Source organism: Streptomyces tuirus (assembly GCF_014701095.1).
GTDB lineage: Bacteria > Actinomycetota > Actinomycetes > Streptomycetales > Streptomycetaceae > Streptomyces > Streptomyces tuirus.
The window spans coordinates 153,882-179,654 of record NZ_AP023439.1 but is presented as its reverse complement, the minus strand read 5'-3'; the positions used below and the strand labels follow the sequence as shown (position 1 = coordinate 179,654).

The 25,773-nt window shown below is 70.1% G+C and carries 19 protein-coding genes, 1 pseudogene, 2 CRISPR repeat arrays and 1 riboswitch; of the genes and pseudogenes, 15 read left to right on the top strand and 5 right to left on the bottom strand.

The features are described 5' to 3' along the window. The first annotated feature begins 12 nt into the window (after positions 1-12). The 11 genes and pseudogenes from IGS69_RS00845 (at position 13) to cas2e (ending at position 14,016) form a co-directional block, all read left to right on the top strand. Positions 13-888 (top strand): geranyl diphosphate 2-C-methyltransferase, encoded by an 876-nt coding sequence (locus tag IGS69_RS00845; RefSeq protein ID WP_190895980.1) that lies wholly within the window; start codon positions 13-15, stop codon positions 886-888. A gap of 82 nt (positions 889-970) precedes the next feature. Beyond that, positions 971-1,717, top strand: a complete 747-nt coding sequence (locus tag IGS69_RS00840; RefSeq protein WP_232543393.1) for a GNAT family N-acetyltransferase — start codon at positions 971-973, stop codon at positions 1,715-1,717. Then, positions 1,714-1,935, top strand: a pseudogene (gene infA / locus IGS69_RS00835) (translation initiation factor IF-1); the annotation flags it as partial. The gene IGS69_RS00840 and the pseudogene infA, both read left to right, overlap by 4 nt. 1,066 nt (positions 1,936-3,001) lie before the next feature. Then, a CRISPR array of direct repeats spans positions 3,002-4,375; the repeat unit is 29 nt; unit sequence GGGACCATCCCCGCGGGTGCGGGGAGCAG. 337 nt (positions 4,376-4,712) lie between these two features. Further along, the gene (gene cas3 / locus IGS69_RS00830; RefSeq protein WP_232543392.1) at positions 4,713-7,526 is read left to right on the top strand and encodes a CRISPR-associated helicase Cas3'; all 2,814 of its coding nucleotides are present in this window, start codon (positions 4,713-4,715) and stop codon (positions 7,524-7,526) included. Beyond that, the gene (gene casA / locus IGS69_RS00825) at positions 7,513-9,291 is read left to right on the top strand and encodes a type I-E CRISPR-associated protein Cse1/CasA (RefSeq protein WP_232543391.1); all 1,779 of its coding nucleotides are present in this window, start codon (positions 7,513-7,515) and stop codon (positions 9,289-9,291) included. Before cas3 ends, casA begins: the two co-directional genes overlap by 14 nt. Continuing rightward, a complete protein-coding gene (casB, locus tag IGS69_RS00820; protein WP_190895974.1) occupies positions 9,288-9,971 on the top strand; it encodes a type I-E CRISPR-associated protein Cse2/CasB in 684 nt (227 codons plus the stop codon). The genes casA and casB overlap by 4 nt, the downstream gene beginning before the upstream one ends. Further along, positions 9,968-11,161, top strand: a complete 1,194-nt coding sequence (gene cas7e / locus IGS69_RS00815; protein ID WP_190895972.1) for a type I-E CRISPR-associated protein Cas7/Cse4/CasC — start codon at positions 9,968-9,970, stop codon at positions 11,159-11,161. The genes casB and cas7e overlap by 4 nt, the downstream gene beginning before the upstream one ends. After that, complete coding sequence (gene cas5e, locus IGS69_RS00810; RefSeq protein ID WP_190895970.1) at positions 11,158-11,907, top strand: type I-E CRISPR-associated protein Cas5/CasD; 750 nt, start codon at positions 11,158-11,160, stop codon at positions 11,905-11,907. Before cas7e ends, cas5e begins: the two co-directional genes overlap by 4 nt. Beyond that, the gene (cas6e, locus tag IGS69_RS00805; protein ID WP_190895968.1) at positions 11,907-12,704 is read left to right on the top strand and encodes a type I-E CRISPR-associated protein Cas6/Cse3/CasE; all 798 of its coding nucleotides are present in this window, start codon (positions 11,907-11,909) and stop codon (positions 12,702-12,704) included. The genes cas5e and cas6e overlap by 1 nt, the downstream gene beginning before the upstream one ends. Next, positions 12,701-13,657 (top strand): type I-E CRISPR-associated endonuclease Cas1e, encoded by a 957-nt coding sequence (gene cas1e / locus IGS69_RS00800; RefSeq protein WP_190895966.1) that lies wholly within the window; start codon positions 12,701-12,703, stop codon positions 13,655-13,657. The genes cas6e and cas1e overlap by 4 nt, the downstream gene beginning before the upstream one ends. Next, a complete protein-coding gene (gene cas2e, locus IGS69_RS00795; RefSeq protein ID WP_190895964.1) occupies positions 13,654-14,016 on the top strand; it encodes a type I-E CRISPR-associated endoribonuclease Cas2e in 363 nt (120 codons plus the stop codon). The genes cas1e and cas2e overlap by 4 nt, the downstream gene beginning before the upstream one ends. 92 nt (positions 14,017-14,108) lie before the next feature. Continuing rightward, a CRISPR array of direct repeats spans positions 14,109-15,669; the repeat unit is 29 nt; unit sequence GTGCTCCCCGCACCCGCGGGGATGGTCCC. A gap of 112 nt (positions 15,670-15,781) precedes the next feature. On the opposite strand, the gene IGS69_RS00790 is transcribed toward cas2e, so the two are convergent. The 3 genes from IGS69_RS00790 to IGS69_RS00780 form a co-directional block, all read right to left on the bottom strand. Then, positions 15,782-16,261, bottom strand: coding sequence for an ATP-binding protein (locus IGS69_RS00790; RefSeq protein ID WP_190895962.1), 480 nt, complete (start codon positions 16,259-16,261; stop codon positions 15,782-15,784). Between the two features lie 109 nt (positions 16,262-16,370). Further along, positions 16,371-16,535: a hypothetical protein gene (locus tag IGS69_RS00785; protein ID WP_232543390.1), complete on the bottom strand. Its 165-nt coding sequence runs from the start codon at positions 16,533-16,535 to the stop codon at positions 16,371-16,373. 94 nt (positions 16,536-16,629) lie between these two features. Continuing rightward, positions 16,630-17,001, bottom strand: a complete 372-nt coding sequence (locus tag IGS69_RS00780; protein WP_232543389.1) for an STAS domain-containing protein — start codon at positions 16,999-17,001, stop codon at positions 16,630-16,632. Positions 17,002-17,166: 165 nt separating this feature from the next. Between IGS69_RS00780 and IGS69_RS00775 the strand changes: the two genes are divergently transcribed. Further along, positions 17,167-17,631, top strand: coding sequence for an ATP-binding protein (locus IGS69_RS00775; RefSeq protein ID WP_232543388.1), 465 nt, complete (start codon positions 17,167-17,169; stop codon positions 17,629-17,631). 57 nt (positions 17,632-17,688) lie between these two features. Further along, a complete protein-coding gene (locus IGS69_RS00770) occupies positions 17,689-17,856 on the top strand; it encodes a hypothetical protein (RefSeq protein ID WP_097222720.1) in 168 nt (55 codons plus the stop codon). A gap of 80 nt (positions 17,857-17,936) precedes the next feature. Here IGS69_RS00770 and IGS69_RS00765 read toward each other — a convergent pair whose 3' ends face one another. Then, the gene (locus IGS69_RS00765; protein WP_190895960.1) at positions 17,937-19,415 is read right to left on the bottom strand and encodes an extracellular catalytic domain type 1 short-chain-length polyhydroxyalkanoate depolymerase; all 1,479 of its coding nucleotides are present in this window, start codon (positions 19,413-19,415) and stop codon (positions 17,937-17,939) included. Positions 19,416-19,758: 343 nt separating this feature from the next. On the opposite strand from IGS69_RS00765, the gene IGS69_RS00760 reads away from it, so the two are divergent. After that, entirely contained in the window at positions 19,759-21,204 is a 1,446-nt protein-coding gene (locus IGS69_RS00760) for a 3-hydroxybutyrate oligomer hydrolase family protein (protein ID WP_190895959.1), read from the top strand. 71 nt (positions 21,205-21,275) lie between these two features. Here IGS69_RS00760 and metE read toward each other — a convergent pair whose 3' ends face one another. Then, positions 21,276-23,597 (bottom strand): 5-methyltetrahydropteroyltriglutamate--homocysteine S-methyltransferase, encoded by a 2,322-nt coding sequence (gene metE / locus IGS69_RS00755; RefSeq protein WP_190895957.1) that lies wholly within the window; start codon positions 23,595-23,597, stop codon positions 21,276-21,278. 166 nt (positions 23,598-23,763) lie between these two features. Further along, positions 23,764-23,986: riboswitch (cobalamin riboswitch) on the bottom strand. A gap of 435 nt (positions 23,987-24,421) precedes the next feature. On the opposite strand from metE, the gene IGS69_RS00750 reads away from it, so the two are divergent. After that, complete coding sequence (locus tag IGS69_RS00750) at positions 24,422-25,621, top strand: S8 family peptidase (RefSeq protein ID WP_190895955.1); 1,200 nt, start codon at positions 24,422-24,424, stop codon at positions 25,619-25,621. Positions 25,622-25,773 lie beyond the last annotated feature (152 nt).

The window sequence follows — 25,773 nt, the reverse complement described above, 5'->3', positions numbered from 1 at the left end:
ACGGATATTTCTGTGACCACTGAAACGACCGCCCCCGTCACCGCCAAGATCCCGGCCCCGGCGACGCCGTACCAGGGGGACATCGCCCGCTACTGGAACAACGAGGCGCGACCGGTGAACCTGCGCCTCGGTGACGTGGACGGGCTCTACCACCACCACTACGGCATCGGTGCCGTGGACCACGCCGCGCTCGGCGACCCGGCACACGCCGAGTACGAGAAGAAGCTCATCGCGGAGCTGCACCGCCTTGAGTCGGCACAGGCGGAGACCCTCCTGGACCACCTCGGCGCCATCGGGCCCGACGACACCCTCGTCGACGCCGGCTGCGGCCGCGGCGGGTCCATGGTCATGGCCCACCGCCGCTTCGGCTGCAAGGTCGAGGGCGTCACGTTGTCCGCCACCCAGGCCGACTTCGGCAACCGGCGCGCACGAGAACTGCGCATCGAGGACCACGTCCGCTCCCGCGTGTGCAACATGCTCGACACGCCCTTCCAGAAGGGCAGCGTCGCCGCTTCGTGGAACAACGAGTCGAGCATGTACGTCGACCTCCACGACCTGTTCGCCGAGCACTCCCGCTTCCTGAGGGTGGGCGGCCGGTACGTGACGATCACCGGCTGCTGGAACCCCCGCTACGGCCAGCCCTCGAAGTGGGTCTCCCAGATCAACGCCCACTTCGAGTGCAACATCCACTCCCGCCGTGAGTATCTGCGCGCCATGGCCGACAACCGGCTCGTGCCGCAGACCATCGTCGACCTCACCCCGGACACGCTGCCCTACTGGGAGCTTCGGGCCACGTCCTCACTGGTCACCGGGATCGAGGAGGCGTTCATCGAGTCCTACCGGGACGGCTCCTTCCAGTACGTCCTGATCGCGGCCGACCGCGTGTGAGCCCGCCATCGCGGGGCCGGGGCCCTCACCGACAGCCCCGGCCCCGCGCCCCGGCGGGCCGGGCGGCCCGGTGGAAAAGGCGGTGATCACGCGCGTCGCCGACAGGCAATGGCACGCACTGGACGACAACCTGGTGGTCGGCCGTGGGTATGCCCAACACCGGCCCGGTGGACGGTTGTTCGTCAGTATCGACGCTTGGCACGACGCGGCCTTCGACCTACTGGCCGAGGCGATGGCGGCGGATCTGCCGGCTCCGCTGTACACGCTGGTCGACGAAGCCGACGTCGAGCTGACGGCCGGCTGGAGGCGGGCCGGTTTCACGATCCGGCGCCGCGAGTGGGAGTACGCCGTCCCGACCGACCCGAGGGTCACGGGTCTCGACGAGGTCCTGCCACCTCCCGGCGTGACGATCGTGCCCGCCGGTCAGGCGGACGAGACCCTGCTGCGGGCGGTGGACCGCGCGATCCGCGACGAAGTCGAGGCGACGTCGGGGTGGCAGTGGATGCCCGCGGAGATGGTTCCCCGCCCTGACGGCGACACCATCGTCGACCCGTCGAAGTACGCGGTGGCCGCGGCCCCGGACCGCTACCTGCGGTTGATCCGGGTGGTGAGGATGAAACGACCGCGCATCGGGCTGGTCGCGGTGCGGGCCGACGAGCAGCGCCGCGGCATCGCACGGGCGCTGCTGGCCCACGCGCTGGGCACGCTGCAACACTCCGGGGCCACCGCGGCCTGGGCGGAAGACCAGGAGGCCAATCAGGCGGCCACGGCGCTGTTCGAGGGCGTCGGCGCCCGGCCGATGGGCAGCAACCTGGAGCTGGTGCGATGACGAGGAACAAGAACGTCATCGAAGTCGAGGGCAAGGTCGTCGAGTGCTTGCGCAGCGCCATGTTGTTCACCGTGGAGCTCGAGAACGGCCACCAGGTGCTCGCGCACATCAGCGGGAAGATCCGCAAGAACTACATCAAGATCATGCTGGAGGACCGGGTGCTGGTGGAGCTCCCGCCGTACGACCTGACGCGCGGCCGCATCGTGTTCCGGTACCGCAGCACCCGCAGCGCTGCTCGGGGGCACCATCCCTGCGGGTGCGGGGAGCCCGGCACTTCCACCAAAGCCCCCGGCATGGCGCCAGGACTATCCCCCCGGGTGCGGGGAGCACGACGCGGCTAGCGGTTCCTCCACCGCCGGCAGGGGGCCATCCCTGCGGCGCTGGGAGCACCCGGCGTTCGACATCGAGATGATCCGCCACCTGGGATCATCCCCGAGGACGCGGGTAGCATGGCAGGGTCCGGCCCACGCCGGGATGGGCCAGGGACCCTTCCCGCGGGGTGCTAGGCCCCCGAGACCCGCGGAGCGGAACGGACGACCAAGGGCCATCCCCGCGGGGTGCGGGGAGCACGTGCAACTAACGCCCTGCGTGGGGCCATCCCCAAAGGAGTGGGGAAACTCGGACGTTGCCAAGGGCCGTACAAGGCAATCGACGAAGGTACCGTCAGACTGGTCAGCTCGCATCGTTCCCTTTGCGTACGAGCGCCAAGCGCATGCCTCGTGTCTTTCCCGACAGGAGTAGAAGAGCTGTCAATCCAAGGGATGTACTCCCGCCCAATACAGCCATGATCTTTGTGGTGGGAGCACCCTGCAGGTAGAGCAAAGAAGCGAGACCTGGGAACGTGGCTAGAAACAACATCTGACTGAGGGCAAGGAACGAGGCGCCAGGTGGTGGCGAACACGTGCTCACAACCGAGCACCTCCAGCCGGAGACAGGGATGCTGGGCAGATCCCGATGCTCCGGACTCCGCTCTCCAAGCCCACTGCAACGTCCGCTACTTGTCATACGCACATTGTTTCTCCGTTCTTACGCCGTGCGTGTTGTGATGTTTCAAGTTCTTTGCATTTGGCCGCAAGAGACGCCCTGGCCGATCGCTCTGCACAACTAAGCACTGGTTTCTGCTCAGTTGGGGACCGGTGGCCGGAGTTTCCACACGAGCTCCCCGAAGGTCCCCGAGCTACGGGGAGCAGTAGACGTAACGAGGCTGCGCGCCCGGCGTGTTCGGGAACATCGCCGCACGCGTAGTGAGCAGGACCATGACGGCATGGTCCGAGCGCCGTTCTCGGGGTCATCCCCGCGGGTGCGGGGAGCAGCAAGACCCGGAAGGCGCTCTGATGACGACCGTCGGACCACCCCCGAAGGGGCGGGGAGCAGCCGAGGCCGCCATCGAGCGAGTGCGCGCCATGGGGACCATCCATCCCCGCGGGTGCGGGGAGCAGGCGGGGAGCGTGGACACCGTGGTGATCAGGGCGGGACCATCCCTGCGGGTGCGGGGAGCAGGCCGACTCCAGCGCCCCCGCAAGACTACGTCGGGACCATCCCCGCGGATGCGGGGAGCAGTACAACACGTACAACAAGGGGCACTTCGGCCTGGGACCATCCCCGCGGGTGCGGGGAGCAGGGAAGGGAGTCGTCTCCCGCACCGTGCACGCCGGGACCATCCCCGCGGGTGCGGGGAGCAACTCGCAGACCCCGACCACTACGTGAATCCGGAGGGACGATCCCCGCGGGTGCGGGGAGCAGCGCTGTTCGTCGGGGAGGTTGCGGATGGCGGGGGGACCATCCCCGCGGGTGCGGGGAGCAGCCGGGGGTGGGCTCGCGAGTGATGGTGCAGCCGGGACCATCCCCGCGGGTGCGGGGAGCAGATCTGGCCGTCCTGGTACTCGTCGGGCGTCTCGGGACCATCCCCGCGGGTGCGGGGAGCAGTTCGCCGAACTCCGCATGCGGGAAAGCAGCGAGGGACCATCCCCGCGGGTGCGGGGAGCAGATCGCCGAGACGATGGAGACCACCGTCCGCATGGGACCATCCCCGCGGGTGCGGGGAGCAGTCGCTCACGGCGACCGGTGGAGCAGCCGGCGCGGGACCATCCCCGCGGGTGCGGGGAGCAGCCGATCCTCGACGGGCTAGGCACCACCCTTGAGGGACCATCCCCGCGGGTGCGGGGAGCAGAGCTCGGTGTCGTAGGCAGACCGGTTGGCGTCGGGACCATCCCCGCGGGTGCGGGGAGCAGGGCGAGCACGAACCGGAGCTCGTCCGGCTTCCGGGACCATCCCCGCGGGTGCGGGGAGCAGGAAGGGAACTAGGCCATGGCGAAGTCGACCGGAGGACCATCCCCGCGGGTGCGGGGAGCAGTACCTGATCGCCTGCGCCGCGGGTCCCACCCAGGGACCATCCCCGCGGGTGCGGGGAGCAGGTGGCCGTCGACCAGCCGTTGCCGGTGAGGTCGGGACCATCCCCGCGGGTGCGGGGAGCAGACGGCCGTCTCGTACTGGCCGATCTCGTGGTCGGGACCATCCCCGCGGGTGCGGGGAGCAGGAAGGGAACTAGGCCATGGCGAAGTCGACCGGAGGACCATCCCCGCGGGTGCGGGGAGCAGTACCTGATCGCCTGCGCCGCGGGTCCCACCCAGGGACCATCCCCGCGGGTGCGGGGAGCAGAGTGGATGACCTGGGGCGTTACCGCTGGGGAGCCGTCGTTTCGTAGAGTTGCAAAGATTCCGGCCAATGGAACATAAAGTGCAACCTTGCTCCTCGGGGCATCCTGGCAAGCCAACGCTGAACCGATCACCCTACGCCGCTGGTGCGCAGTTTCCACGCGTACCATCCTGTTTCACCGATTTTGGTTTGCTGAGTCGCCGGCTACCTGTATCAATCCTTCATGGACAGTGGGGGGAGCGCCTGTTCCGGTCTGCTGGGTCGGCTTGGGCAGTCGGCCCGAGCCGTGTGGGCTAAGCACGATCGAGATACCGACGGCTGGCTGCCTTTGTGGCGGCACATGGAGGACAGCGCGGCAACGGCCGGGTTGTTGTGGGATGAGTGGTTGCCTCGCGGGGTGCGAAGGCTGATAGCCGAGGTGCTTCCAGGGGGTGCGGCGGACGCGCGTGCTCTTGCCGTGTGGCTCGCCGGTGTGCATGACATCGGCAAGGCGACTCCCGCGTTCGCCTGCCAGGTTGAGGGCCTCGCCGACGCGATGCGAGGCCACGGCCTGGAGATGCGCTCGGCCAAGGCCATGGGCCCGGATCGGCGGATCGCGCCGCATGGTCTTGCCGGGCAGGTGCTGTTGGGGGAGTGGCTGGAGGAGCGGTACGGATGGTCGCCCGCTCGGACCGGGCAGTTCACGGTTGCGGTGGGCGGGCATCATGGTGTGCCGCCCGAGCACGGTCAGATCAAGGCGCTGTTCCAGCATGAGGAGTTGCTGCGCACTCCCGGCCCGAGCGGCGATGTCTGGCGGCGGATGCAGACCGAGTTGCTCGATGTCTGCGCCGACCACTTCGGCGTGGCGGATCGGCTCGGGGAGTGGGGGACGGTTCGGCTGCCGCAGCCGGTGCAGGTGCTGCTCACCGCGATGGTCATCGTGTCCGACTGGATCGCCAGCAACCCAGATCTGTTCCCGTATTTCCCCGACGGGGCGGCCTGCAGTGATGAGAAGCGTGTTGCTGCGGCCTGGCGGGGATTGGACCTGCCGGCTCCCTGGCGCGCGGAAGAGTCCGCTGCGAGCGTGCAGGAGTTGTTCGCCTCCCGGTTCGGGCTGCCTGCGGGAGCCACGGTGCGCCCCGTTCAGGAGGAGGCCGTGAAACTGGCCCGGGAGATGGAGACTCCGGGCCTGATGATCGTTGAGGCGCCGATGGGGGAGGGGAAGACGGAGGCTGCACTCGCCGTGGCTGAGATCTTCGCCGCGCGGTCAGGTGCGGGCGGGGTGTTCTTCGCCTTGCCCACCATGGCCACCGGCAACGCCATGTTCCCCCGCCTGCTCGACTGGCTGAAGGGGCTGCCCGGGGTGGTGGGGGCACGTAGCTCGGTGCACTTGGCTCATTCCAAGGCGGCTCTCAACGACGACTTCGCCGGGTTGATGGCCGGCGCAGGCCAGGTCGCGGCAGTCGATGTGGACGCGTCGGTGGACTCGTCGCGGCAGCAGGCGGTTGGGCGCCGCGTGAGTGCGGAACTGGTGGCGCATGCCTGGCTGCGTGGGCGTAAGCGGGCCATGCTGGCCTCGTTCGTGGCCGGTACGGTGGATCAGCTGCTGTTCATGGGACTGAAGAGCAGGCACCTGGCGCTTCGTCACCTCGCCATCGCGGGCAAGGTCGTCGTCATCGACGAGGCGCACGCCTACGACACCTACATGAGTGTGTACCTCGACCGGGTGCTGTCGTGGCTTGGGGCATACGGGGTTCCCGTGGTCATGTTGTCGGCGACGCTTCCCGCCACACGTCGCAATGAACTTCTGCAGGCTTACGCCGGAAGCGCCCCGGAGCCGACCGTAGAGGAGGGCTTGGAAGCCGGCGAGTATCCGCTGCTGACTGCGATCGCGCCGGGAGGCCCCCCGGTGGTGCGCCGTCCTCGGGCGTCCGGCCGGGCCACGGACGTCGCGGTGGAGCGGCTCAGCGACGACCTGGACGTGCTTGCCGACCGGTTGGAGAGCGAACTCGTCGGTGGCGGGTGTGTTCTGGTGGTGCGCAACACGGTCCGCCGCGTGCTGGAGACCGCCCGCGTGCTTCGGGACAGGTTCGGTGACGACGTCGTCACCGTCGCCCACTCGTGTTTCGTCGATGTCGACCGGGCGGCCAAGGACCGTGATCTGCTGGGGCGCTTCGGGCCGCCGGAGAAGGCCGACGGGCGGCCCACGGGGCGGCACATCGTGGTGGCCAGCCAGGTGGCCGAGCAGTCCCTGGACGTGGACTTCGATCTGCTGGTGAGCGATCTGTGCCCGGTGGACCTGCTCTTGCAGCGCATGGGACGACTGCACCGTCACCGGCGCGGGGAGGGACAGAGCGAGCGGCCCAAGGGGCTGCGAACGGCTCGGTGCCTGCTCACCGGAGCCTCATGGGGTGACCGGGCGGACCACGTGACCGAGCCGGTACGGGGTTCGGTCGCCGTGTACGGGCGGTACGCGCTGCTGCGGTCTGCCGCTGTGCTGCTGCCGCACCTGGAAGGCGGGCCGGAGCGTCCGGTGCGGCTGCCGTTGGACATCAGCGTGCTGGTGCAGGGTGCGTACGGGCGGGGGCCGGTAGGTCCGGAGAGCTGGGCCGGTGCGCTGGGGGAGGCCCGAGTGCGGTTGGACGAGCACCGGGCCGATCAGACCGTGCGTGCCTCCGTGTTCCGCCTCGGTGACGTCGGGCGGTCGGGAAGGCCGCTGTTCGGATGGGTTGCGGCGGGTGTGGGAGACGCTGACGACAGCAGGACGGGGCGGGCGCAGGTCCGGGACAGCCGGGAGAGTCTGGAGGTCGTCGTTGTTCAGCGGCGTGATGACGGGAATCTGGTCACCCTGCCGTGGCTCGAGCCGGACCGGAAGGGCAGGCAGCGTGGCGGCCTGGTGCTGCCTCAGGACACGCCGCCAACGCCGTTCGCGGGTCGTACGGCGGCGAGTTGCGGACTGCGGCTGCCTCTGCAGTTCTCCTACGCCGAGACCTTGGAGCAGGCCATCGCCGAACTTGAGCACCTGTACGTGCCGGCCTGGCAGGGCAAGGACAGTCCGTGGCTGGCCGGCCAGCTGATTCTCGCCCTCGATGAGGATTGTCAGACCCAGCTGGCAGGCTTCTCACTCCGCTACAGCCGCCTTGATGGTCTGGAGGTGACCCGTGACCGTGTCTGAATTATCCGGGACGGGCAGCAGCACGCTCTCGTCGTTCGATCTCACGGACAAGCCGTGGATCGAGGTGCTCAGAGTGGACGGCTCGCAGGACGAGTTGTCGCTGCGGCAGGTCTTCGAGCAGGCGCACAGCGTGCGCCGCATCGTCGGGGATCTGGCCACCCAGGAATTCGCCCTGTTACGTCTCCTGCTGGCGATCGTCCACGACGCCCTTGACGGCCCCTGCGACATCGAGGACTGGGCGGACCTGTGGAGCGAGGCTGCCTGCTTCGCGCCCGTCCAGCCGTATCTGGACCTCCATCGCGCCCGCTTCGATCTCCTTCATCCCGAGGTTCCGTTCTTCCAGACGGCCGGGCTGCGCACGGCGAAGGATGAGGTCTTCCCTCTCAACCGGATCGTGGCCGATGTGCCCAACGGCGAGCCGTTCTTCACCGCCCGGATGCCGGCCGTGGACCGGCTGACCTTCGCCGAGGCTGCCCGCTGGGTGGTCCACGCGCACGCCTACGACACCTCAGGTATCAAGTCCGGCGCGGTCGGCGATGACCGGGTCAAGGGGGGCAAGGTCTACCCGCTCGGCACCGGTTGGGCCGGAGGGCTCGGCGGTATCTTCGCCGAGGGTGACTCGCTGCGTGAGACGCTGCTGCTCAACCTCGTGGCGGAGGACACCGCAGAGTTTGAGATCACTGCCGACGACCGGCCGGCGTGGCGGCGCGAGCCTTGCGGCCCGGGCGGCTTGGAGCGGGCGGCGACCGGCCCGCGCGACCTCTACACCTGGCAGTCACGACGCGTGCGCCTGCACCACGACGAGGCGGGCGTTCACGGTGTCGTCCTCGGCTACGGAGACCCGCTCGCGTCCCGGAACATGCACCGCCGGGAGCCGATGACGCCATGGCGGCGAAGCCTGGCGCAGGAGAAGAAGCTACGGCAGTCACCGGTCTACCTGCCCCGGGAACACGACCCCTCCCGCGCGGCCTGGCGCGGTATCGCCTCGCTCGTCGCCGACCGGGTCGAGGCCGCGCAGGGAGCAGAAGCGGCCCAATACCTACGTCCGGCCGTCCTCGAATGGATCGCCCGGCTGGTCACCGACGGGCATCTGCCGCGTCATTTCCTGATCCGGGCCCGTGTGATCGGCGCCGCGTACGGGACGCAGCAGTCGGTGGTCGACGAGGTTGTCGACGATCACCTGGCGATGCCGGTGGTGGTGCTGCACCAGCAGGACCGCACGTATGCCCGGCAGGCCATCGGCGCCGCGGAGGACGCCGACCTGGCGGTGCGGGCCCTGGGAGATCTGGCTGCCGACTTGGCACGCGCTGCTGGAGGCGATGAGGAAGGGCCCCGCGCGGCGGCACGCACAGCCGGGTTCGAGGCGCTGGAAGAGCCCTACCGGGCTTGGCTGTCCGTGCTGGCCGAGACCGGTGACCCGTTCGAGCAAAGGAGCGGCTGGAAGGGCGAAGCGCGCCGCCTGGTCGGCCGGCTCGGTGACCGGCTGATCGAGGCGGCGGGCGATGCTGCCTGGCAGGGGAGGACCGTCACGGGCAAGAAGGGCACCCAGTGGCTATGCGCGGGCCTCGCCGACACCTGGTTCCGCGCCCGCCTGGCCAAGGTGCTGGGAGACCCCGGCGACCGCGAGGCGGGCCAAGACGGCAGCGGTGGCCGCGTGGACGGCGATGCCCGCGTACCGGGGCCGTCGCCAACGCCGGAATCCGTCCCTTGCGCGCCAGCCAGGCCTGACACATCCGTTACCCCCGACAGGGAGGCGCACGTATGACCACCGCCCAGGCCCCGCCGACGGTCCGCTCGCGTTTGGCCGAACTCGCGGCCGAGCGGATCACCCAGTGGCAGGAGGGCTACCTCCGCGACAGTCCCAAGGATGTCGCCGCGCTGGCCCGCCTGCGACGTGGCGCAGGCCGGGACGCGGCGGAAATGCCCGACCTGTGGAGCCTGGTCGACACCGGCCCCCTCCACCAAGCTGGCGCCGAGGGCCTTCGTCCCTTGAGCGAGGGCGAGTTGAGCCGGGCAGAGGACGCCCTGTACGCGGCCCTGACTCTCTTCGCGCTCCACCAGCAGTCCCGCAGTGCGCGCATGCACCGCCCGCACACGCGCACGCGGCCCACCGGCCTGGGGGCAGCCGTGCGGCGTCTGATGCCGCCGAGCGAGATCGACGAGCCCGTCCGTAAGCGTCTGGTGCGTGCAGGCACTGCCCCGGACCTGGTCAGCCTGGCGCAGAGGCTGCGCGACATCGTCGTCCTGCTGCGCCGCGCAGACGTCCCGCTCGACTATGGCCTGCTCGCCGGGCAGCTCTACTCCTGGCAGTGGCCGGACGGGCCCGGCGCCGTGCGTCGGGAATGGGGCCGCTCCTTCCACCAGACCGGGCAGCAGCGCGACCCCGCCGGTGAGCACACCGCCAACCCGCCCATCACCCCGGACACCCACAAGGACGCCTCGTGACCCGCATCTTCCTGGACGTGCACGCCCTGCAGACCGTCCCGCCCAGCAATCTCAACCGAGACGACACCGGCGCGCCGAAGACCGCCGTGTACGGGGGCGTGCCGCGCGCCCGAGTTTCCAGCCAGGCGTGGAAGCGGGCCATCCGCACCTACTTCCGTGAAGAACAGCTGCTGGACCCCAGCGAACTTGGCGTGCGCACCAAGAAGGTTGTGGAACTCCTGGCGGAGCGGATCACGGGACTCGACCCGGCCCTCGGGGTGGAGGAAGCGCTCCGGCTGGCCGACGAGACGGTCAAGGCCACCGGTCTGAAGACCGAGGTTCCCAAGCGGAAGGCCGACCAGGCCAAGGACGGTGGGCCCGCACCCGCGCCGGAGAGCAAGTACCTGGTCTTTCTCAGCTCCCGCCAGCTCGACGGCCTGGCCCGCCTCGCCCTTGAGGGCGCGGACGACATCAGGGCCTTCCTGAAGGACAAGAAGAGCAAGGACCGCGCGCGCGAGATCGCGGACACGCGCCACTCCGTGGACATCTCCCTCTTCGGCCGCATGGTCGCCGACGCCGCCGACATCAACGTCGACGCCGCGGTGCAGGTCGCCCACGCCATCAGCGTCCACCGGGTGGAGAACGAGTCCGACTACTACACCGCCGTCGACGACGAGAACACCGAGGAAGAGACCGGCGCCGGCATGATCGGCACCGTCGACTTCAACTCCGCCACCCTGTACCGCTACGCGGCCCTGGGCGTGCACCAGCTGGCCGCCAACCTCGGCCAGGGACTACGCGAGGACGAACCACGCAGCGAACCGGTACGCCGGGCCGTCGAGGCGTTCGTGCACGGCTTCGTCGCCTCCCTTCCCACCGGAAAGATCAACACGTTCGGCCACCACACGCACCCCGACGCCGTCATCGTGAAACTCCGCGCCACCAGGCCGGTCAGCTTCGTAGCCGCCTTCGAGGATCCGGTCCGCAGCAACGGGGGCGGCCATCTGCGAGAGGCGTCCGACCGGCTCGCCGCTTACATCCCGGACATCGAACGCGCCTACGGCGACCAGGAGACCACCCTCACCTGGGTGCTGCGCGTCGGCCCCAGCACCGGGAAGCTCACCGACCTGGGCACCGAGTCCGACACCCTGACCGGCCTCGTCGCCGCGGTCGGCCAAGCCGTGGCGGAACGTCTGGAAAAGCCCGCATGATCACCCCCACCAGCGTCCTCGCTCTGCGTCTGGCAGGCCCTCTGCAGTCCTGGGGGGCCTCGTCCCGCTTCACCCGCCGCACCACCGAGTCCGCCCCCACCAAGAGCGGCGTCATCGGCCTGCTCGCCGCCGCAGCCGGCATCGAACGCGGCGACGACGCCCGTCTAGCCCCCCTGGCCGCACTCCGGTTCGGCGTACGCATCGACCAACCCGGCACCCGTGTCAGGGACTTCCAGACGGCACACCACAGCGTCACCGGCAAGTCCATGCCGCTGTCAGAGCGGTTCTACCTCGCCGACGCCGTCTTCGTCGCCGTCGTCGAGGGCGAACACACCCTCCTCGCCGAGCTGTACGCGGCCCTGCGAGCCCCGGTGTACCCACCGTTCCTCGGCCGCCGCTCGTGCCCGCCGTCCGGGCCGGTCGAACTCGGCCTGCACGAGAGGGCCCGCCTGGAAGACGTACTGCTGGACGTGCCGTGGCAGGCATCCGACTGGTACCGCCGACGCCTCCTCCACCAGGCCCCGGACAAGCTGACCGTCCTCCGGGAGCGGGCGGTCGACGAGCGTGGAGCCACCGACGCTCTGCGTGACCAGCCCCTCAGCTTCGCCGCCGCTCACCGGCGCCACGCCCTGCGCACCGTCGTCACCACCCACGTTGCCCTGCCACCCGGCCCACCGGACGAGTGGCAGGGGCACCACGACCCGTTCGAGGCATTGCCCGGAGCTCTGGAGGATGAGAGCGTCTGATGTACCTCTCCCGTTTCCGCCTGAACACGGCACGGGCCGGTGCCCGGCGTCTCCTCTCCTCCCCGCAGGCCATGCATGCGGCAGTGATGTCCTCGTTCCCTCACCTGCTGCCCACCGACGCACCCGCCCCCGACACGCCACGGGTGCTGTGGCGTTTGGACCAACAGGCCCGCGCGGAGGTAGTGCTCTACATCGTCAGCCCGGATCAGCCGGACCTCACGCACCTGGTCGAACAGGCCGGATGGCCCGCCGCAGCGACGGTCGATCCCCAGAACCCCGGCTGGCAGACCAAGCCCTACACGCCCTTCCTCGACAGCCTGGCCGCCGGTGGCCGCTGGTCATTCCGTCTGACGGCGAATCCCGTCCACACCATCCGCCGAAAGGACAGCGAGCCCCGCAAGATCACCGCGCACCTCACGCCCACCCACCAGATGGGCTGGCTCCTGGACGACGACCGACAACAGCGCGCCGGATTCCGCATCCTCGAAAAGCCACAGTCCCGACGCCTCCTGCCACACGGCACCACCCACCATGGCCGACCCCACCACGGCGACCGGTATGAACTGTCGGTCGGCGACACACGCTCGCTCTCCTTCGACAAATCCCGCGCCCCCGGCGGCCGCCGCCAGGGTAAGCCGGTCACGCTCGTCACCGTCACCTTCGACGGACGCCTCGAAATCACCGATCCCGAGGCCATGTGCCGCACGCTGACGCAGGGCATCGGCCGGGCGAAGGCGTACGGCTGCGGCCTCCTCACCCTGGCCCCCCTCGCCCAGCCCACCCGGCAGACAGCATGAGCACGGTCTCGCGGCGCCAGGGACTCACCCCGAGGCAGCTCACCCGCACCGGTGAACGCCTCTCCTTCGTCTACCTGGAACGCTGCCTGGTTCACCGCGATGCCAACGCGATCACGGCCCAGGACGCGGAAGGCACCACGCACATTCCGTCGGCAACCATCGGCACCCTCCTCCTTGGCCCGGGAACCCGCGTCACCCACCAGGCCATGAGCGTGCTGGGCGAGACGGGCGCGGCCGTCTGCTGGGTGGGCGAACGGGGCGTGCGCTACTACGCGTCCGGCCGAGCCCTCAGCCGCTCCTCCGCCCTCATGGAGGCCCAGGCCCGGCAATGGGCCAACCCGCGCAGCAGGCTTGCCGTAGCACGCGAGATGTACCGGCTGCGCTTCCCGAGCGAAGACCCCGCCGGCCTCACCCGCCATGAACTCCTCGGCCGCGAGGGCCGGCGGGTCAAGGAGTGCTACCGGGCGCAGGCAACCCGCACGGGCGTTGCCTGGCGCGGCCGTCGCTACGTCCCCGGTGACTTCAGCAGCGGCGACGCCGTCAACCAGGCCGTCACTGCCGCCGCTCAGTGTATGTACGGCATCGCCCATGCCGTTGTCACCTCGCTGGGCTGCAGCCCCGCCCTCGGCTTCGTCCACTCCGGCCACGAGTTGTCCTTCGTCCTGGACGTCGCCGACCTCTACAAGACCGAGATCGGCATCCCGCTCGCCTTCGATGTGGCCGCGCAGGACGAGGAAGACGTCGGTCCTCGCACCCGCCGTGCACTGCGCGACCGCATCAACGCAACATCCCTGCTGGACAGGTGTGTGGACGACATCAAGCGACTCCTGCTTCCGGAAGCAGCCGACCCAGCGGACCGAGACGTGGTGACGCTTCAGAGCGACGGCGGCCACCAAGTCGCTTCCGGCATCAACTACGACGGACCCGACGACTACGGAGATGAGCTCTGGTGACCGTCCTCGTCCTCACCAACTGCCCAGCGGGACTACGAGGCTTCCTCACACGCTGGTTGCTGGAGATCTCCGCAGGCGTGTTCGTGGGCAACCCGTCAGCCCGGATCCGCGACATCCTCTGGGAAGAGGTCCGGGCGTACGCAGGCCAGGGCCGCGCCCTACTGGCCCACACTACGAACAACGAGCAGGGCTACACCTTCCGCACCCACGACCACACTTGGCACCCGACCGACCACGAGGGCATCACCCTGATCCACCGCCCCGACCCGAACGCTGCTACTCCTCGCCCCACTCCCCACGGTGCCCGACCGCCCGGCTGGAGCAAGGCCTCCAAGCGTCGGCGTTTCGGGGGAGGCTGATGCGCGACGAGTCCCGTATGACCCATTCGCCGGAATCAATGAAAGTCCACGATTACCGCCTTCAAGGTCAATGAAGCACCAGGTCAGACAGTGTGCTCCCCGCACCCGCGGGGATGGTCCCGCTACGAGCCCTACGCCGAAGCCGCAGCCCGCGTGCTCCCCGCACCCGCGGGGATGGTCCCCACCGCCGCCAGTGGCTGCGCACCCACCAGCAGTGCTCCCCGCACCCGCGGGGATGGTCCCGAACGCCGCCCCGGCAAACGCGCCCTCTTCGAGTGCTCCCCGCACCCGCGGGGATGGTCCCACGGACGCTTCGTCACCCCACCGGCCGCCAGCGTGCTCCCCGCACCCGCGGGGATGGTCCCATCACGAACGCGTCCTCGTCGTCGGCGAGGGTGTGCTCCCCGCACCCGCGGGGATGGTCCCCTCCGGATCAACACCACCAGCGTCGGCTCCGGGTGCTCCCCGCACCCGCGGGGATGGTCCCGGCAGCATGAGTAACGCGCTCTGCGCACTGCTGTGCTCCCCGCACCCGCGGGGATGGTCCCACGCGGCAGTTGCGGGAGCAGCATGCGTACCGGTGCTCCCCGCACCCGCGGGGATGGTCCCGCCGCCTACGACCTCACCATGTTGGACCGGGAGTGCTCCCCGCACCCGCGGGGATGGTCCCGGCGAGCGCTGCCCGTGGCCGTGGGAGCCGCAGTGCTCCCCGCACCCGCGGGGATGGTCCCGCGGAGCCCTGCCTGGACCGGCGGGCCCTGCGGGATCTGGTGCTCCCCGCACCCGCGGGGATGGTCCCAGCACCGTGTCGGCCTACGAACACGGCCGACGGTGCTCCCCGCACCCGCGGGGATGGTCCCTCCGGCTTGACGGTGCGGATGCGTGGCATTCAGTGCTCCCCGCACCCGCGGGGATGGTCCCAGGAACCGGCGCCCCGGCTCATGGATGATGCGGTGCTCCCCGCACCCGCGGGGATGGTCCCGTCACCGGCGTATCCCCCGGCGGGATGCTCCAGTGCTCCCCGCACCCGCGGGGATGGTCCCGCCTCCCAGGCCTACAGCCCCCTCGACGGGGTGTGCTCCCCGCACCCGCGGGGATGGTCCCGTCCCCGGTATCGCGGACGTCATCACCGCGGAGTGCTCCCCGCACCCGCGGGGATGGTCCCCACGCGGCCAAGTACGGCGGCGCCCTCGCGGGGTGCTCCCCGCACCCGCGGGGATGGTCCCACCGTCAGGTCGGTGTCGTTGGTGTCCCCCGCAGGTGCTCCCCGCACCCGCGGGGATGGTCCCCAGTTAGGCGGGTTCGTCTTCAACGGCGACCCGTGCTCCCCGCACCCGCGGGGATGGTCCCCAGATCCAGGCCACACGCTCTGTGCTGGCGCCGTGCTCCCCGCACCCGCGGGGATGGTCCCCTAGGAACTGGGGGCGCAATGGGCGTTCTTGAGTGCTCCCCGCACCCGCGGGGATGGTCCCGGCCCCCACCTCGTCCCGCCGTTGCGGCAGATGTGCTCCCCGCACCCGCGGGGATGGTCCCGACGTATCCCATGCAGAACCTCGTGGATCACTGTGCTCCCCGCACCCGCGGGAATGGTCCCCCCGCACCCGCGGACGGCCCGCACTGTAGAAGGTGCCCCGCACCCGCGGGGATGGTCCCAACGTCACCGTAACCATCATCTGACCAGGGAGGTGCTCCCCGCACCCGCGGAAGCCCCCGGAAGGGTCGGACAACCAAGCCGCAATACCTGGACTTTAGGCCAGGGAGCACGTCAAAGCATCTGACGACCGGCCAGGGCCCCACCCGGGTCGTCGGCGAGCATGACGTCGGCGGTGATGCGCTTGCCGACCGGCTCACGGTGGATGGCGAAGCCGACGCAGATGGCGGCCACGATCTCCAGGCCGTGCTGGCCGATCCGGCTGGGGTCGGGAGCGAGGATCGTGGGCAGGGTGGTGCTGCTGTCCCAGACGCTGATGCGCGCGGCCCCGTCGGCGATCTCGAGAGTGAGCAGGCAGGGGCCGGGGGCGTACTTGCGGGCGTTGGTGACCAGCTCGCTGACCACGAGCTGCACCATGCCGATGGCCCGGCTGGAGACCGGAAGGCCGTGCACCGCCTGCACACGCGCCAGGAAGGTGTGGGCCATGTCCCGGGCTTCAGCGATGCCCGTGTCGTCGTCGAACGCCGCGGACACGGAAATGGCACTGGTGGCCAGCGGGTGCAGGTCGTCGTCACCTGCCTCTTCATGGTCCATGTAGGTAGCCGTGTCCTTCGATCCTTTGTCCAGCACGCGCAGCGCCTACCCGCAAAGTCACATGCAATGCCCGTAACCGCCTGTGCGCGACATCACTGATGTGTGTCCGTCATGGCTGGCGGGCGGCGAGGATCGCGACGTCGTCCTCGTAGGCCCCGTTCGCCATCCCCGACAGGAGTGTGTCGAGGAGGTCGTCCAGGGCTCCGTCGGCCGGCAGGTTCAGGGCCGCCAGTTCCTGCGGCGAGACGTCGATGTCCTTTCCGCGTCGTTCCACCAGGCCGTCGGCAGTGGCGAAGGCCTGTGCCGGCCGGAGCGATTCCGGAGGGCCTGGTGACCGGGGCCGGCTCCGAGTGACTCAGCCAGGCACGTCAGAGATCGTGGCGGAGGGCCTGTTCGGTCGTGGGGTGGCAGGTGATGAGCGTGTCGACGCCGACCAGTTGGAGGATGCGAAGGACGGACGGCTGGGCGCCGGCGATCCGTACCCATCCGTCCGCGCTGCTGACCTGTTGGTGGGTGGCGACGAAGACGTTGATGCCGCTGCTGTCCATGAAGGTGACACCGGCGAGGTCGGCGACTATCCGCGGCGGCACGGACCCGTCCTCTACGAGCAGGGCCTCGCTGAGCACGTCCTGGACGTCGTGGTCGATCTCTCCCCGCAGCGTCACGACGCGGATGCCCTCGACCTCGCGATGCTCGGCATGGAGGCGCTCGCGCCGGTCCGTTCTTTCCTTGTGGGCCACTGTTTCCTCGACTGCGATCTAGGTGCCCCCAGGACGGGACGCGTCCGGGTGATCCTGCCCCATGGCCCCGGCCGCATGCACCCATGTGGCTTCCGTGACCTCGACGGGCGGGCATGCGCGGCAGGACTCGGGGTATCGGCTGGCGAACCGGGGAAGGCGGGGTCAGTGAATTCCGAGGGCGACGGTGACGGGCGTACAACGCTGGAGGAGCATCTGATACGGGTTGGATTCGCCCTGGGGGGCGACGACGGTTGCATCGCGGACGCACGCCAACGCGCCCTCGCCTTCCTCAGACAGGCCGGTGAAGACTATGGCCTGACGGTGCCCGCCCGCGCGCAGCACCTCATCCAGTTGGTGGTCAGCGAACTGGTCACCAACGCCCACAAGTACGCTCCTGGACCAGTCCTGGTGGAACTGGGCCTGACCGGGCGGGCCGTGGAGGTCGTCGTGTGGGACAGCGATCCCACGGTCCCCACAGCCCGGACGGCCGACCCCGGCCGGATCGGCGGCCACGGCCTGGAGATCGTCAAAGCGGTGACCGACGCCCTTGTCGTCCATCAGGAGACGGTCGGCAAACGCGTCGCGGCCCGCATCGTTCTGCCTGGCGTGTCCAAGACACCGAGCGGGTGACTGCGAGGGCGGAGGCGGGGCATACGGGCTTCACCCCCTATGAGAGGAGCTCGTTTCATGCTCGGCATAGTCGCGGCGGTGCTGTTCTTCTTCGCGTTTCTGATCAACGCGGCAGAGATCAGCACCAACGATGTGTTCTCTTCGACGAACGTCATGTTGCTTGGACTGTTGTGCCTCGCTCTTCAGGTCGCCGGAGTCGGTGGCGGCTGGGCCCGCAGACGATGACCTCACGCTCTGCGGATCCGGTGACATCCCTTCAGCGGATCTGCAGAGCACTCGTCGTGTCCGCCGGCAGTACCCGTCGTTCACCGGCCCGGGCACCCCGCGTCGTCGATGACGTAGTGACCGGGCGCCGTCTGCTTGAGGGTGTGGCTGATGAAGGTGTTCCACAGTCCCATGGCCTGACCCGAACCCTTGGCGTAGGTGTAACCGCCGCTCTCATAGGCACGCCCGGCCGCCGTGTGCGCGTAGTTGTCGGCCGTGTGACAGGTGGGAGGGAAGCCGGTGGTCGTGGCCGACACGGCGGGGGAGGCGCTGCCCGCCGCACCGGCGGTGTCCACGGCGGCCGCCGTGTAACTGTAGGTCGTGCCGGTGGCCAGGCCGGTGTCCGTGTAGGAAGCCGACGCCGTACGGCCCACCCGCGTGCCGCCGCGATAGACGGCGTACGAGGCCGCGCCCGCGACGGCCTGCCAGCTCAAGGAGACCGTGGTGTCGGTGGCACCCGTGACCGTCAGGCCGGTGGGCGCGGGCAGGGAGCCGGTGTCCTCGTCGCCGTCGAGCCCCCAGAAGCCGGCGATGTGGTGGCTGGAGCAGATGGTGTCCAGGTAGTAGGTGCTGGCGCTGCCGCACTGTTCGGCGCCGCTGCCCGGGTCGACGGCCAGCCCGTGCCCCATGCCGGAGACGGTGTAGACCTCGACGGCGGAGCGGCCGGAGGCGTCGTCGTACACGCTCAGCGTGGTGCCCCCGCCGAGGCTCTCCGTACGGGAGGGCGTCTGGCCGGTGCCCCACACGTTCGTCCACTGGTCGCGCAGCTCGGTGGCATTGGCGGGCTGCACGGTGGTGTCGGCGGTGCCCTGCCAGATCGCCACGCGCGGCCAGGAGTCCGTGCCGCCCGGAGCGGCGGAACGCACCAAGTCCCCCCACTGCGCGGGGCTCTTGTCGGGCGGGCTGTACATGCAGGTGTACGCCGCTGACACGCTGCTCGCGCAGCGGGCGGGCAGTCCGGAGCCGATGGCCCCGCCCGCGAAGACGTCGGGGTAGGCGGCCAGCAGGTTCGCCGTCATGGCGCCGCCCGCGGACAGGCCCGTGACGTACACGCGCCGGGTGTCGCCGCCGTAGAGCGCGACGGCCCTGTCCACCATCTGCTTGATCGACAGAGCCTCGCCCTGGCCGCGTCCGCTGTCGCCCGGCTCGAACCAGTTGAAACAGGAGTTGGCGTTGTTGGCGCTGCTCGTCTGGGGCAGGACCAGCGCGAAACCGTAGGCGTCGGCGAACTTGGGCCAGCCGGAGTGGGCGTAGTAGTCGTCCGCGCTCTGCGTGCAGCCGTGCAGGGCGACGACCAAGGGGGCGCCGGCGGGCAGTGCGTCCGGCGCGTAGGTGTACATCGACAGGTTGCCGGGGTTGGTGCCGAAACCGGTGACCTGGGTCAGGCCGGCGGCGGATGCCTGGGGTGCGGCGGCGAGCAGCCCGCCGGTCAGGACCAGAGCCCCGGCGGCGGTCGCCCATCGGCGTGCGCGTCGGACGAGGGCCCGGTCGAAGCGGAACGCACGATGCGACTGTCCCATGACGACTGCCTCCTGATGTGGGGGAACCTCGCCGGTACCGGGGGAGCGGCGACCGGCGTGTGGCGTTGCATCATCGGCGTTCGCGTGCCGGGGGCGGCATGGGTGGGGCAGCCACGCGTGGCGGGAACCTGTGTGAGGGAAGAACATGTCCCCGCTCGTACAGGACCGTGTATGGCAGGAGCCCACACGGCGTGGCACCAGGAGACAGGTCGTTCCCCTCAGCGCTCGGTGGTGCTAGAAGCCACCCCGCCGCCCCGGATGGTGTTCGCCCGCCCCATAGGTGGCGGCGAATCCGCGAAATAGCCTCCCGCGCATCCCTGTTCACGACGGTGGAGGCTCACGCATGCGCTTCTCATTCCGCCCCCCGACCCGCGCCCGGCGACGCGGCGGTCCGGCGGGCCTGGCCCTGGCGGCCCTCACCTGTGCGCTCGCACCGGCGCCCGCCGCGGCGGCACCGGCCGTCCCGGACGCCATCCACTGCACACACCTCACCCACGTGCGCGTACCGGGCGCAGAGCATCAACGCTCCGCCTGCCTGGCGGAGTTGACCACGGCCGGCACGGTCGCCTCGGGCCACACCGACCCGGCCGACTGGGCGGGCCTGACACCCAAGGACCTTGCCGTACCCAGCGGGGTCCCCGGACTTCAGATCGACGGCTACTTCCCGGACACCTCCACCACCAACACCAACAACGGATGGCATCACGACGCCCAGTTCGTCATCCGTCTGCCCGACCGCTGGAACGGCGGTCTGGTGGTCGCGGGCACCCCCGGCAACCGGGAACAGTACGCCAACGACCGGGCCATCGCCGACTGGGTGCTGTCCCGCGGCTACGCCTACGCCGCCACCGACAAGGGCAACACCGGCCTGGCCTTCCACCGGGACGGCAAGGAGCCGGGCGACGCCATCGCCGAATGGAACGACCGGCTCACCCAGCTGACCCGAGCCGCCCGCGCCACGGTCGCCCGGCACTATCTCCGCCCGCCGTCACGCACCCTCGTGACCGGCATGTCCAACGGCGGATACCTCGTGCGCTGGCAGTTGGAGAACCACCCCGGCCTCTACGACGGGGGAGTCGACTGGGAGGGCACCCTGTGGCGCTCCGGCGGCCCCACACTGCTGAACTTCCTGCCCGAGGCGCTGCGCCACTACCCGGTGTTCGCCGCCGGTGGCGAGGAAGCGGGCGCGGCACGCCGAGCTCTGCACACCGCGGGCTTCCCGGCGGCGTCCGAGTTCCTCTGGCCGTACCACCACAAGGTCTACTGGGACTTGACCCAGCGCATCTACCGCGAGGAACTGGACCCCGGTTTCGACGGCCCGACCGAAGCGGGCACGCCCTTCTGCGCGCCGGGCACCCCGGCCTGTGACGCCGACTACGACTACGCCGCCCGGCCCCGCGCGGTCCACAAGGCCATGAAGAAGATTGCTCTGACCGGCCGGATCGGCAAACCGCTGATCACCCTGCACGGCACCCTGGACGTCCTGCTGCCGATCACCCAGGACTCCGACGTCTACGCCCGCATGGTGCGCCAGGCCGGCCGCGGCCCACTGCACCGCTACTACCGCATCGAGGGCGGCACCCACACGGACGCCCTCGTCGACACCCACCCGGAGCGCCTGCGCCCGCTCACGCCGTGCCACCGCACGGCCTTCACCGCCCTGGAGAACTGGCTCACGCCCGGACACCGCCCGCCCGCCTCCCACACCGTCCCGATGCCCGGACAAGCGGACGCGGCGACACTCCTGAACACCTGCTCCCTCAAGGCCGGCAGCGACACGGCCCCCTGAACGGCTTTGCACGACCTGGGGGCCGGGGGAGGACGGCAGGTGCGTCCGCCTCCGGCCCACCGGGCGCTTCATCAAGACGGTGAGAGTTCCTCGCGGACCGTACGGGCGGCGTGGACCAGGCTCTCCAGCGAGGAGCGGGTCTCCGGCCAGCCGCGGGTCTTCAGACCGCAGTCGGGGTTGACCCAGAGGCGCTCGGCGGGAATGGCCTTCAGACCGGTGCGGAGCAGTTCGGCGGCCTCCTCGGTGCTCGGGACGCGGGGGGAGTGGATGTCGTACACCCCGGGCCCGGCCTCGCGTGGGTAGCCGTGGGCGGCGAGTTCGCGGGCGGCCTGCATGTGCGAGCGGGCCGCCTCCAGGCTGATGACATCGGCGTCGAGGGCGTCGATGGCCTGGACGATGTCACCGAACTCGGCGTAGCACATGTGGGTGTGGATCTGGGTGTCCGGCCGCACCCCGCAGGTGGTGAGCCGGAACGCCTCGGTGGCCCACGCCAGGTAGGCGGGGTGGTCGGTGGCGCGCAGCGGCAGCGTCTCGCGCAGGGCCGGCTCGTCGACCTGGATGACGGACGTTCCGGCCGCCTCCAGGTCGCCCACCTCGTCGCGCAGGGCGAGGGCGACCTGGCGGGCGGTGTCGCCGAGGGGCTGGTCGTCGCGGACGAAGGACCAGGCGAGCATGGTGACCGGGCCGGTGAGCATGCCCTTGACCGGCTTCCGCGTGAGCGACTGGGCGTACGACGTCCAGCGCACCGTCATCGGCTGCGGGCGGGAGATGTCGCCGGCGAGGATCGGCGGGCGGACGTAGCGGGTGCCGTAGGACTGGACCCAGCCGTGCTGGGTGGCCAGGTAGCCGGTCAGTTGCTCGGCGAAGTACTGGACCATGTCGTTGCGTTCGGCCTCGCCGTGCACGAGGACATCCAGGCCGGTCCTCTCCTGGAAGGAGATGACCTCGCTGATCTCGGCCTTGATGCGCTCCTCGTAGCCGGCCGCGTCGATGCGGCCCGCGCGCAGATCGGCCCGCGCGGTGCGGAGCTCGCCGGTCTGCGGGAAGGAGCCGATGGTCGTGGTCGGCAGCAGGGGGAGACGCAGGTGGGCCCGCTGGGCGGCGGCCCGTTCGGCGTAGGACTGTGAGCGGCGGGCGTCCGCGGCGGTGACGGCGGCGGTGCGAGCCCGGACTTCGGGGTCGTGGGTGATCGGCGAACCCGCGCGGGAAGCCAGGTCGGCGCGGTTGGCGGCGAGTTGGCCGGTGATCGTGTCGGTGCCCTGGGCCAGGCCCTTGGCGAGGGTGACGATCTCGCCCGTCTTCTGCTTCGCGAAGGAGAGCCAGCGCAGGATCTGCGGATCGATGTCCCGCTCCCGGGCGGAATCCAGCGGCACATGGAGCAGGGAGCAGGAGGCGGCCACGTCGACCCGGTCGGCCAGCCCGAGCAGGGTGCCGAGGGTGGACAGTGACTTCTCCAGGTCGTCGACCCAGATGTTGCGGCCGTTGACGACCCCGGCGATCAGCCGCTTGCCGGGCAGCCCGCCGACGGCCGCCAGGGCGTCGAGGTTGGCGGAGGCGGACTCGGTGAAGTCCAGCGCGAGCCCGTCGACGGGAGCCTTGGCCAGCATCGGAAGTGCGTCGCCGAGCCGGTCGAAGTACGACGCGACCAGCAGCTTCGGCCGGTCGGCCAGGGCGCCGAGGCCGCGGTAGACGCGCGCTGCGGCGTTCAGTTCGGCGGGAGTGCGGTCCTGGACGAGCGCGGGCTCGTCGAGTTGCACCCACGCGGCGCCTGCCGCGCGCAGGTCGGCGAGGACTTCGGCGTACACCGGGAGCAGCCGGTCGAGGAGGGTGAGCGGCTCGAAGTCCGCGGGCACGCCCGGGGCGGGCTTGGCGAGCAGGAGGTAGGTGACGGGGCCGACCAGCACGGGACGGGCGGTGAGCCCGAGGGCGAGGGCCTCCCGCAGCTCGGTGACGGGCTTGGCGGAGTTCGCGGTGAAGACGGTGTCCGGACCCAACTCCGGTACAAGGTAGTGGTAGTTGGTGTCGAACCACTTGGTCATCTCCAGCGGCGCCGCGTCCTGGGTGCCGCGGGCCATGGCGAAGTACCCGTCCAGGGCGTCCGCCTCGACGGCGGCACGGTGGCGGCCGGGGACGGCGCCGACCATGACGGTGGTGTCGAGGACGTGGTCGTAGTACGAGAAGTCACCGGTGGGCACTTCGTCGATGCCGGCCGCGGCCAGCTCCCGCCAGTTGGTGCGGCGCAGTCCAGCGGCGACGGCCTCCAGGGTGTCCGCGGTGACGCGGCCCTTCCAGTAGCCCTCGATGGCCTTCTTCAACTCCCGCTCCGGGCCCTGGCGGGGGTAGCCGTACACGGTGGCCCGCGCTGTCGCGGCCGCGGCCTTGGTGGTGGTCACGGAGATCTCCTTCGCGAGATGAATCCCTGAGATCCCGGAGACCGGACGAGAGCGCGAAGGAGTGACGGACCGGACGGAGTCGGCCTCGCGCGACGGAGCGCGGCTGTCCGCCCGGTATGTACGCCGACCCGCCCACGAGGTCACCGGGATATCCGTGCACGAGCCGGTCGTACACGGGCAACGGGCAGGTCTTCGGACTCGCGGGCACATCCTCCGGACGGAGGACTCCTACTGGCCGTCGCTTCCCAGGCCCCATGCGTCGGACCCAGTGCGTATGACGGCGGTCGTTCCCGCTCACCGCTGCGGGGCAGTCCCGGATTCCCACCGGGTTCCCTCTTGCGACGCATCCCGCCTGGCGGACGGGGCGAACCAGCTGCACCGGTCACCCTACGGGCCCGCCGGAGAACAGGACTGCTCGCCTCGCCATCCGGACGGTGAGGTGGGTCACGCGGCCGGGGTAGCTAATCGGTCTGGTTTTTGCCGAGGGGCGCGGTCCGCAGCAATTTTCGGGTTCTACGAAACGCCGGCCCGAAATCGCTTGCTGCGGAACCGGCGTTGTCTACCCAGATTGTCCGGAACCACCGCTCCGCCCGGCGTATGGTCACACATCCTCGACACAACGTCCGTATGAGCGTCAGGCATGTGAGGAATGAACGCGCTGGGGAGGATGGCCGATTCGTGCGCTGCTGACCTGCTGAGACGGCGCGGGTCGACGTGAAGCCCTTGATCTGAGCACATCAATGAGTCAGGTTCTAGGCGGGCCGAACGCAGTTCCGGTCCGAACCCCCCACACCCCCCACGAAAGTGACGAGGAGAACCCTCACATGTCAGCTCGCGCATTCACACGCAGAATGCAGATCCTCACCGCCACGGCTGTCGCCGCAACCCTGACGACTTTCGGGACGGCACACGCGCAGATCCTTCCCGAATCCGCTCCCGCCGAGGGCACCGTGTACGGACTCGGCGCCAAGGGAGCCGTACCGGGCAGCTTCATCGTCACGCTGGACGACAAGGTGAACAAGACCGCCCTCGCCAAGGAGTACGGCGGCAAGCTCAAGCGCGCCTACACCGCCGCCCTCGACGGCTTCTCCGCCGGTGGCCTCTCGTCGGCCGAGGCCAAGCGGCTCGCCGCCGACCCGGCGGTCGCCAAGGTGGTGCAGGTCAAGAAGTTCAGCATCAACGCCACCCAGGACAACCCGCCCTCCTGGGGCCTCGACCGCCTGGACCAGGCGGACACCGCCGGCGACAGCAAGTACACCTACCCCGACGGCGCGGGCGAGGGCGTGACCGCGTACGTCATCGACACCGGCGTACGGACCACGCACAAGGACTTCGGGGGACGGGCCGCCTCCGGCTTCGACGCCGTGGACAACGACAACGACGCCACGGACGGCAACGGCCACGGCACCCATGTCGCCGGCACGATCGCGGGCACAGCCCACGGCGTTGCCAAGAAGGCGAAGATCGTCGCCGTCCGGGTGCTCGACGACAACGGCTCCGGAACCACCGAGCAGGTCGTCGCCGGCATCGACTGGGTCACCAAGAACCATCAGGGCCCGTCCGTGGCGAACATGAGCCTGGGCGGCGGCGCCGACGAGGCCCTGGACGAAGCCGTGCGCAAGGCCATCGCGGCCGGCGTCACCTTCGCCGTGGCAGCGGGCAACGAATCCTCCGACGCCGGGCAGGGCTCCCCGGCCCGCGTGAAGGAAGCCGTCACCGTCGCGTCCTCGACCAAGGACGACAAGCAGTCGGACTTCTCCAACTTCGGCGCGGTCGTGGACGTGTACGCCCCCGGCTCCGACATCACCTCCGCGTGGAACGACAGCGACGAAGGCACCAAGACCATATCGGGCACCTCCATGGCCACCCCGCACGTCGTGGGCGCCGCGGCCGTCTACCTGGCGGGCCACAAGGACGCCACGCCGGAACAGGTCGCCAAGGCCCTCACCGACGGCGCCACACCCGACAAGATCTCCAACCCCGCACAGGGCACCGCGAACAAACTGCTGAAGATCGTCGAGTAGTCATCCCCGACCCGCGCTCGCCGTGCCGTCCTGACGAGGCACGGCGAGCGCCGGCGGCGTGGTGTGCTGCGCGGCGAACGGGCGTGTCAGGAAGAGCCGGTGCGGGGTGGCGTGCGCCATGGCCGGAAGCCTTCCGTCAGGGGCGGGCATGC